This window comes from Acutalibacter sp. 1XD8-33, from assembly GCF_003612555.1.
Classification (GTDB): domain Bacteria; phylum Bacillota; class Clostridia; order Oscillospirales; family Acutalibacteraceae; genus Acutalibacter.
The window spans coordinates 1-1,727 of the sequence record NZ_RAZF01000078.1 but is presented as its reverse complement, the minus strand read 5'-3'; the positions used below and the strand labels follow the sequence as shown (position 1 = coordinate 1,727).

Here is a 1,727-nt window from a genome sequence, read left to right as displayed (position 1 = left end):
GAATGAAACTTCGCACCGTGCTTCACCCTCTTTCTGTCGATGAATGAAGCGGGCGTGTTCTGTTTCCGGCTTTCTGCTATGCCTAACCTTGCAAGGGGGGAAGAGGGTTCATATAACGCCCCCTCCCTCTTCCCTCCTTGCAACCCCCCATCACCCTCGGCGGCGTATGAAGAGATATAGACAAGAGAAAAGGGCAAAGGGCAAGGGCCGAACCCCTCTGATCTCCCCGTTCTTTCCTGTATAACGTGGACAAGCTTTCGCCGGAACAATAATACCCACTACAAGCCCGCCACGCCGCATAAAAACGGCGTTCTTTGTTGACTTTTCCGCCGATCTATGCTATACTTTATCCATAGGTTGATTGATGATTTGTTTTCATCGGCGGAATCCGCTTCGCGCGTTCTCTCAAAACGTGCGGGGCGGTTTTTCTTATGCAGTTTTTACTACGGCGGGTGGAGGGGTCAGCCCTCCGCCCGTTTCGCCTTTTCTTCCTCTGCCATGTCTACCGCGTCCTGCTTTGACTGGAAGAGGGACGCAACCGCCGCGCCCAGCGCGTCGCCCCAAATGTCCGCGGGGTAGTCGTTCAGCGTGTCCAGCACCGCGTCGCGGGCTTCCCCGATAACTTCGCCCCGGTTCATCTGCTCCCCCTCTTCATCGGGGACAGATACAAAGATTGAAGATTGCAAATGACAAAGCGGGCGAACGCCCCCGCCGCCGCGGTACGCATAGCGCCAGTTCATCGCGCCGGAGGAATCGACACCGCGGACGTTGCAAGAGTATTCAAGGTCACACGTCCACGGGGTCAGCGTCCACCACCAACACCCGATTTTCGGAATCAAGGCCCGGTATTCGCGGTAAAGACCGCACGTAATCAGGGCGATTTTGTCCCGCGCGGTCCCGTAATCCGTCATACCGTCGTCGGCGGTCAGGTCGCTTTCAAACTCCATAAACGCCGCCGGGTCTGCGCCCTCTGCAATCAGCGCGTCAAGGAATGCCCCGTTCAGTTCCCGGCGCAAGGACGACTTGCGCCAATCGTTGCAATTTTCTTCATCGAAAGCCCGTTCAAATACGGGTTCGGCGGCAATGGCAACCGTTTCCAGTTTGCCGGATTCAGTGTATAGATGTTCAAGCTTGACCCATTCCACGCCGCCATAAACGAACCGCGCACCGTCTTTCAGGGTTGAAAGTTGTAGTCTTTTCATGGTCGTTGACCTCCTAATCATTTTTTGAACCGTTCTGCTTGTCAGCGATAACGTCGCGGGCAAGCTTTGAAATGATGAAATAATAGGCTGGCAGAAACAGGGCGAACACTTCGCCGCCCACCGCGGCGTACCCGCGTTCTGTCATGGCGCGGGCTTGTCCCGCTCGAAAAAGCATGATTCCGGCAAGGGTCAGGGCCGCATATCTCGCAATGGCCGCCAGTCGCACCCGTTCGCGCAAATATACCCCCTGCCGCTTCCTGCGGGCCTGTCCCGCTCTGTGGCGTTCAATCTTGATCGGCTTCATGGTGTCCCCCTCATGACCGCCCGCATATATGCCGCGATTCTCCACAAAGGCGGGGTCAGTGTTTCCGCAATTTGCCTTAGATTCGGCCCCATGATTGCCGAAACCCTCTGCACTTCCGGGGCGATAATTTCCGACGCGCTGAAAGCTTCGATTGCAAGCGGGTTCACGGCCTTGTCGTCGATGTAAAGATCGGCAAACACTTTCCGCCCGTCGGAATGCTT

The 1,727-nt window shown here is 56.2% G+C and carries 3 protein-coding genes; all 3 read right to left on the bottom strand.

Translation table 11 applies throughout. The features are described from left to right. Positions 1-461: 461 nt before the first annotated feature. Positions 462-1,202, bottom strand: coding sequence for a DUF6273 domain-containing protein (locus D7X94_RS17860; RefSeq protein WP_120429164.1), 741 nt, complete (start codon positions 1,200-1,202; stop codon positions 462-464). A 13-nt stretch (positions 1,203-1,215) separates the two neighbouring features. Then, positions 1,216-1,506, bottom strand: coding sequence for a hypothetical protein (locus D7X94_RS17855; protein WP_120429163.1), 291 nt, complete (start codon positions 1,504-1,506; stop codon positions 1,216-1,218). Then, on the bottom strand, positions 1,503-1,727 hold a 225-nt coding region (locus D7X94_RS18885), incomplete at its 5' end, for a hypothetical protein (protein ID WP_207667188.1). The genes D7X94_RS17855 and D7X94_RS18885, both read right to left, overlap by 4 nt.

What these genes read in the sequence shown, in the direction of transcription:
- D7X94_RS17860 (WP_120429164.1), bottom strand. Translation starts at nt 1,202, where the DNA reads ATGAAAAGACTACAACTTTCAACCCTGAAAGACGGTGCGCGGTTCGTT.
- D7X94_RS17855 (WP_120429163.1), bottom strand. Translation starts at nt 1,506, where the DNA reads ATGAAGCCGATCAAGATTGAACGCCACAGAGCGGGACAGGCCCGCAGG.